This is a genomic window from Sphingomonas populi (assembly GCF_004208535.1).
Lineage (GTDB): Bacteria > Pseudomonadota > Alphaproteobacteria > Sphingomonadales > Sphingomonadaceae > Sphingomonas > Sphingomonas populi.
In genome coordinates this window covers 50257-56966 of record NZ_SGIS01000034.1, presented here as the reverse complement: position 1 = coordinate 56966, position 6710 = coordinate 50257, and the positions used below count along the sequence as shown (strand labels likewise).

Sequence of the window (6710 nt, the reverse complement as noted above, 5' to 3'; positions counted from 1 at the left end):
GGCGATGCCGCCGTCTTCGCAGGTCGGTGCGCTCCTGGGCGCGAACCGCGCTATACCCTCCCTTCGGCCACGCCTTGGTCGGCTTGCTGTTGCGCCTTAACTCTCGACCGACCGTCGTATGATGTCGTCCGATCGCCTCGCCGATTTTCCGGCGAGATATACCGGCTTCATGAAGCCGGTATATCTCGATTCGCTCATTCAGGTTGAGCTGCCTGTAACATTTTCCCATCGCACCATAACCTTAGCAGGTGGTGCACTTCAAATGTGAGTCTAAGGGGTCTTCCGGGGGAAGGCGCGCCCGGACCGCGAGAGTCCCCAGCTTGCGTTGGGGTGACGGATCAGCCTGAACGGTTGGGAAGCGGCAGGGAAAGGCGCCCAAAAATGAAAAGAGGCTGCCGGGGCCTTTCGGCACCCGGCAACCTCCTGACATGGTCAGCGGCCGGAAGCTCCAGCTTGGGAGACCATGCGAACCGCGAAGTCTTCATCGGAAGCGCGACGTTGGCCGGGAGATGATACTCCCCGTCGCTTCCCGCGAAGCTTAGCGGTGCGTCCCCCGAACGAACTGAACCGACCCCATTGCTGAACCATGAGACATCGGATCACCTCCTTTCGCTTGTTAAGACGGCGTGCCCAGGCTTGGGCACGACTCACTTTTGAATCAGATTATTCCGCGAAACAAGACTTGTAATGCTGCGGTGTTTCGACGATTCTCTTGCCCCTGCGCTGCTCCGCCTCAGCGCGTCGTCGTCGCCTTACGGGTTTTCCGGGGCGGCTTTTCGGTCGGAACCAGACGCAACGGGGCGCCTGCGACATCGGGTGGCACGGGTACGATGCGATCCCGCCCCGTGAATTTGGCTTCATACGCGCGCTGGTCGGCGCGATCGAGCAGCGTTTCCAGCGTATCGCCCGGTTTCAGCTCGGCGATGCCGCCGCTGGTGGTGACGGCGGGCAGCGGTGCGATGCCGGGCAAGGCGTTGCGGATCGCCTGGGCGACGTGCCACGCGCCCTTCAGCGTGGTGCGATCGAGCAGCACCACGAACTCCTCCCCGCCGAGCCGGGCGACGGTTGCCGAGCGCGGCGCCACCGCCACCAGCAGATTGGCGAAGGCGCGGATCACGGCATCGCCGGCGGCGTGGCCGTAGCAATCGTTGACGCGTTTGAAATGATCGAGATCGAACATCGCCAGCGCGAGCGGTTCACGCGACTGACCGGCATGGGCGATCATCCGCGCGGCGGCACGCTCGAAGCCACGGCGGTTGGCGACGCCGGTGAGCGGGTCGGTCTCCGATTCGAGGATGGTCCGGCTCATCGCCTGTTCGACCGCGATGAGCATCATCAGCAGTCCTGCGGTGATGATGAGCACTCCGCCGGTCGCCTGCGAGAACAGCGCATAGCTGCTGCTGACATAGTCTTTGGCGGTCGCGCCCGAGCCGAAGGTGCTGGCGAAAATCGGCTTGGTCGCAAAATAGACGGTCATCGCCCCGAACAGGATCGCCTCAGCCGTCCACAACCGGCTGGCGTGCTGGCGGACGGTGCGGATCGCGACCAAAGTCGACAGTGCGGAGGCCGCGACGAACGGCAATTGAAACGCGAATTCATACAACAGGTCGTTGCGATGGCCGCCCCAGATCGCCGCGCGCAGCACCGCGCCACCGACGAGGATGAGCGCGGCCGCGCGCCACGGCACGGCGCGCCCGGACATCGCCGCCAGTCCGAGCGGCGTCGCCAGCGTGGAGAGCAGGACGCACCCATAGCTGGTCGCGACGAACACCTCGCTCCAGTCGGAATAGCGGACGCCGAGCTCGCTGAGCGGCGTCAGGGTGCCGAGCGCATAAGCCGCGCAGAACCATTCGACCGCGCGCTGCTGCTGGTACGAAAAGCGTATGATTGCGAACGCCACTGCGAACAGCAGCGCCACGCAGGCGTTGACGATAAGTGCGTAAACCGCGCCGTCCATGACCGAAAGGCTCCCCCTTCGGTCACTATAGGGTGATCCCCTCGAAAAAATGGTTAACGCGCGCCTGCTGGCGCTAGGCCGTGCCCTCGTCGCGGTATTTGATTTCGAGGAAGCGGCCGCGCGTGGCGAGCGCGTCGAGATCGCCTTGCGCGAGCTGTTCGGTCATCTCGCGGATCTCGGCGTCGATCAGGCGGAGGCTGTCGGCGAGCTGCGCGTCGGGCGACTTGCCGTTGCGCGCCTGTGCGCGCAGCGGCTCGGGAACGCGGGCATAGCCACGGATCAGTTCGGGGAGTTGCTCGCCGAGCAGTTTGCGCACCTCGAACGCGGCGGGCTGCTGCTCGTCGAGGGTGGCAAGCTGGGGCGCGAGCGTGTCGAGCCGGGTGCCGATACCGTCGAGCAAAGTCTGTGCGGGGGCGGGCAAGGCCGGGCGCTGCGTTTCGAGCCATTGCTCGGTGCGGGCGGGCAGTGCTTTGAGCGGGACTTCGGCGAGTTTCTCCGCCGCTACGGGCGTGTCGAGGCGGGCGAAGGCGAGGATCAGCGTCACCGCGACGAGCAGCGCGGCGACGAGCAGCGCGCCGCCCATGCCGATCGGCATGATCCAGCCGACGACGATCGTCGCCACCACGATCGCCAGATCGGCGCTCGCGATCAGCGCGGCGCGCTTGGCGAGGCTGGTGCCCCCACGCGCGCGGCGGCGTTGCGCCACGCTGCGCTCGCGCGTGCGGTCGAGCAATTCGCTGGTGCGCGCGAGCTGGCGATCGACGTCGGTCATGTCACACCGCCTCCAGCTTGAACGCGCTGTTGGGGCCGGCGAGGGTGTTTTGCGCGGCACCCTCGGCGCGGGCGATATAGCCCTTCGATTTCTCGACCTCGTTCGACAGCGTGTTGACCGTGGTCTTCATCGAATCGAGCGCCTTCAGCTTGAACGTGTCGATCGCGTCCATCGTGTCGTAGATGTTCTGGAACGCGCGCTGGAGCGTCTCGACGGGGATGGTCGATGCGGCGGCCTGTTCGTGGATCGTCGCGGTCTGGCTCTTGAGCAGCTTGCCGGTCGCATCGATGATGTTGGCGGTGGTGGTGTTGAGCGCGGTGATCTGGTCGAGCACCAACCGCTGATTGGCGAGCGCCTGCGCGACGGTGACGGCGGTGCGCAAAGCGGAGACGGTGGTGGTCGAGGCGCGATCGACGCCCTTCACCAGCTCGACGTTGTTCTTCTTGACGAGATCGAGCGCGAGATAGCCCTGCACCGTCACTGCCATTTGCGTCAGCAGATCCTGCGTGCGTTGGCGGACATAGAAAAGCGCGGTCTCGCGGATCGCCTTGGCCTTGGCCGGGTCGCTATGGTCGAGTTCGTTGGCCTTGTCTTCTAGGCGGCTGTCCATTTCCTTCGACAGCACGATCATCTGTTCGAGCCGGCCCATCGCCGCCCACAGATTGGCGCGCTCGGTATCGATCGCGGCATTGTCCATCAGCAACTCGTCCTTGCCACGCGCGAGCGTCTTGAGGATCGCGTTGATGTGCGTCTGCGAGGAGCGGTATTTGTCGAAATAGCTGGTGATGCCACCGCCGAAGATCTTGCTGACGAGGCCACCGCGCCCCGACAGCAGGCTGCTGTTGGCGGCGGGATCGAGCTTTTCGATCGTGCGGCGCAGCTCGGTGAGGTCGGCGCCGACGCTGCCTTCGCCGTCCATCGCCTTGACGGGCCTGTCGAGGAAGCGGTTCGACTGGCCGGCGGCGTCACGGATTTCCTTCTGCCCCATCGCCGCGATCGCATCGACGCGTTTGCCGAATTCGGGCGAGTTGACGTCCTGCGCGACGAGCTCATCGACGAAGCCCGACACCTTGGCCTGAAGCTGGGTGCGGACCTTGTCGTCGACCGGGACCAGGCCGGCGGCCTTGGCGGGGGCGACGACGGGCACCGGATCGGGCGGGGTCAGCACCAGGCTCTGCTCGGTCGTGTCGGTATCGGCCATCGTCTCTTTCCTTTGCGGGTGTTCGCCCGTCTCAAGCTGTTATATGTAAATAACACACGAGGTTTTGCAATCTCTGGCTGTTCTTCGCCTTTAGCGCGTCCCGTTCCCCCGCGAAAGCGGGGGTCCAGAGCCGCGAACGCCGCGCTCGTTGCTCTGGACCCCCGCTTTCGCGGGGGAACCGTTCAAGGAACGGGGAGCAGGTCAAAGAAATCGTCGCCCCCGGCGCAGGCCGGGGCCGTTGGGTTTGCGGCACTCGGCTCGCCAAGTTACGCGGCGGCCCCGGCCTGCGCCGGCGACGATGTGGTGACTTTGCGCTCTCCTTCCAGCCGGGCTAGGGTGGGCCGCATGGCGCTGTTTTCCCTTCCCGCGATCTTCTCGCGGCCGTTTTTCGAGGACAAGGGGCGCGCGTTCTGGCGGCTGCAGGCGGCGGGGTGGTCGGGCTATCTGCTGTTGCGCAGCGTTTCCAGCGTGTCGAACGGGCAGGACATTTCGGGCGTGGTGCCGGTGATTGTCGAATCGATCGTCGGCTATTGCATCACGCTGCTGCTCTCGACGCTCTACCATTATTACCGGAACCAGCGGCAGCTCGCCGCGATCCTGCTGACGATCGTCACGCTCGCAGTGGCGACGGTGCTGTATTCGGTGCTCGACGCGTTTTCGTTCTCGTTCATCAAACTGGCCGATCCGGGGCTGAACCTCGGGCTGGTGCTGGGGACGATCTTCCTCAACTTCACCGTGCTTGCCGGCTGGTCGGCGCTGTATTTCGGGATCAATTTCTACCTGATCGTCGAAGCGCAGATGGACCAGATGGCGGCGCTGGAGAACACCGCCAGCTCGGCGCAGCTCGCGATGCTGCGCTATCAACTCAACCCGCACTTCCTGTTCAACACGTTAAACTCGATCTCGACGCTGGTGCTGCTCAAGCAGACCGAGCGCGCCAACGCGATGCTGAGCCGGCTGTCGTCGTTCCTGCGCTACACGCTCGCCAACGAGCCGACCGCGAATGTCACGCTCCAGCAGGAGGTTGAAACTCTGAAGCTCTATCTCGAAATCGAGAAGATGCGTTTCGAGGACCGCCTGCGCCCAAGCTTCGAGATCGATCCGCGCGTGTCGCAGGCGCGGTTGCCGTCGCTGCTGCTCCAGCCGCTCGTCGAAAATGCGATCAAATACGCGGTGACACCCAAGGAAGAGGGGGCCGAAATCAACGTCACCGCGCGGTTGAGCGGGGATCGGGTGCAGATCGCCGTATCCGATACCGGGCCGGGCTTGTATGAAACGAAAGCGCGGGCAAGCGCATCGACAGGCGTGGGGCTCGCCAACATCAGGGAGCGGCTGGCGCAGACTTTCGGGTCTGACCACCGTTTCGAAACGCGTTCGATCCCAGGGGGCGGATATGGGGTCGAGATTGAAATACCGTTCCAGTTAGAGGAACCGAAGAGAGAGGCCGCATGACGATCCGTACCATCCTGGTCGATGACGAACCCCTGGCGATCCAGGGTCTCGAGCTGAGACTGCAAGCGCATGACGATGTCGAGATCATCGAGAAATGCGCCAATGGCCGCGAGGCGATCCGCGCGATCAAGACTCACAAACCCGACCTTGTCTTCCTCGACATCCAGATGCCCGGCTTCGACGGCTTCTCGGTCGTGCAGGGGCTGATGGAGGTCGAACCGCCGCTGTTCGTGTTCGTGACCGCCTATTCGGACCACGCGCTGAAGGCGTTCGAGGCGCAGGCGACCGATTATCTGATGAAGCCGGTCGACGAGGCGCGGCTTGCCGACACGCTCGACCGCGTGCGCCAGCGGCTCGCCGAGAAGCGCGGCGTCGAGGAGGTTGACCGGTTGCGCGAAGTGCTCGCCGAGGTCGCGCCCGAATCGGTCGACGAGCTTGGCGGCAGCGACGAGCAGGTTTCGGCGAACCGTTTCGAAAAGCTCATCAACATCAAGGATCGCGGCCAGATCTTCCGCGTGGATGTCGATACGATCGAGCGGATCGACGCGGCGGGCGATTACATGTGCATCTACACCGGCGACAACACGCTGATCCTGCGCGAGACGATGAAGGATCTGGAGAAAAGGCTCGACCCGCGCCGGTTCCAGCGCGTGCATCGCTCGACGATCGTCAACCTCGATCTGGTCAAGGAGGTGAAGCCGCACACCAATGGCGAATGCTTCTTGGTGCTGGGAAGCGGCGCGCAGGTGAAGGTGAGCCGCAGCTACCGCGACGTGGTCGCGCGGTTCGTGCATTGAGGTGAGGTTGGGGGAGGTGAGAGAGGCTTGATCGGCTTCTTTCACTCCCCGTTCGTCCCGAGCGAAGTCGAGGGACTAGCCGGGCGCAGGTGTCTCGACTTCGCTCGACACGAACGGTTTGGGGTGGTCGCCCCGGCGTAGGCCGGGGCCGTCACGTAATTTGGCGAGCCGGTTGCCCCGAACCCAGCGGCCCCGGCCTACGCCGGGGCGACGATTAGGCTTCCGTCTCTTCTTCGCCCTCGGCCGGGCGCTCGAACCACGACTCGACTTCGCCGGACAGCTTGAGCGTCAGCGGCTGGCCGTTGCGGTCGACCTTCTTGCCGAGCGCGACGCGAATCCAGCCTTCGGAGCGGCAATATTCCTCAACGTCGGTGCGCTCCTTGCCCTTGAAGCGGATGCCGATCCCGCGCGAGAGCTTGGCCTCGTCAAAGAACGGGCTGCGCGGGTTGGATGAAAGGCGATCGGGGGGTGTGTCGGTCATGATGGCGCGCTTCTTGGCGGAAAAGATGCGGGAAGGCCAGATGCGAAAAC

General features: G+C 64.4%; 7 protein-coding genes. 2 read left to right on the top strand and 5 right to left on the bottom strand.

Annotated features, from left to right (window positions below):
• The 4 genes from EWE75_RS18645 to EWE75_RS18630 form a co-directional block, all read right to left on the bottom strand.
• The coding region (locus tag EWE75_RS18645; RefSeq protein ID WP_165388444.1) for a helix-turn-helix domain-containing protein at window positions 1-229 on the bottom strand (229 nt) is incomplete at its 3' end.
• 504 nt (window positions 230-733) lie between these two features.
• On the bottom strand, window positions 734-1957 hold the full coding sequence (locus EWE75_RS18640; protein WP_130159613.1) for a GGDEF domain-containing protein: 1224 nt from the start codon (window positions 1955-1957) through the stop codon (window positions 734-736).
• 73 nt (window positions 1958-2030) lie between these two features.
• Complete coding sequence (locus tag EWE75_RS18635; RefSeq protein WP_130159612.1) at window positions 2031-2729, bottom strand: HAD family hydrolase; 699 nt, start codon at window positions 2727-2729, stop codon at window positions 2031-2033.
• 1 nt (window position 2730) lies between these two features.
• Complete coding sequence (locus EWE75_RS18630; RefSeq protein ID WP_130159611.1) at window positions 2731-3930, bottom strand: toxic anion resistance protein; 1200 nt, start codon at window positions 3928-3930, stop codon at window positions 2731-2733.
• A 345-nt stretch (window positions 3931-4275) separates the two neighbouring features.
• On the opposite strand from EWE75_RS18630, the gene EWE75_RS18625 reads away from it, so the two are divergent.
• On the top strand, window positions 4276-5382 hold the full coding sequence (locus tag EWE75_RS18625; protein WP_130159610.1) for a sensor histidine kinase: 1107 nt from the start codon (window positions 4276-4278) through the stop codon (window positions 5380-5382).
• The gene (locus tag EWE75_RS18620; RefSeq protein WP_130159609.1) at window positions 5379-6179 is read left to right on the top strand and encodes a LytR/AlgR family response regulator transcription factor; all 801 of its coding nucleotides are present in this window, start codon (window positions 5379-5381) and stop codon (window positions 6177-6179) included. Before EWE75_RS18625 ends, EWE75_RS18620 begins: the two co-directional genes overlap by 4 nt.
• 214 nt (window positions 6180-6393) lie before the next feature.
• On the opposite strand, the gene EWE75_RS18615 is transcribed toward EWE75_RS18620, so the two are convergent.
• Complete coding sequence (locus EWE75_RS18615) at window positions 6394-6660, bottom strand: DUF3297 family protein (protein WP_130159608.1); 267 nt, start codon at window positions 6658-6660, stop codon at window positions 6394-6396.
• Between the last annotated feature and the right edge of the window lie 50 nt (window positions 6661-6710).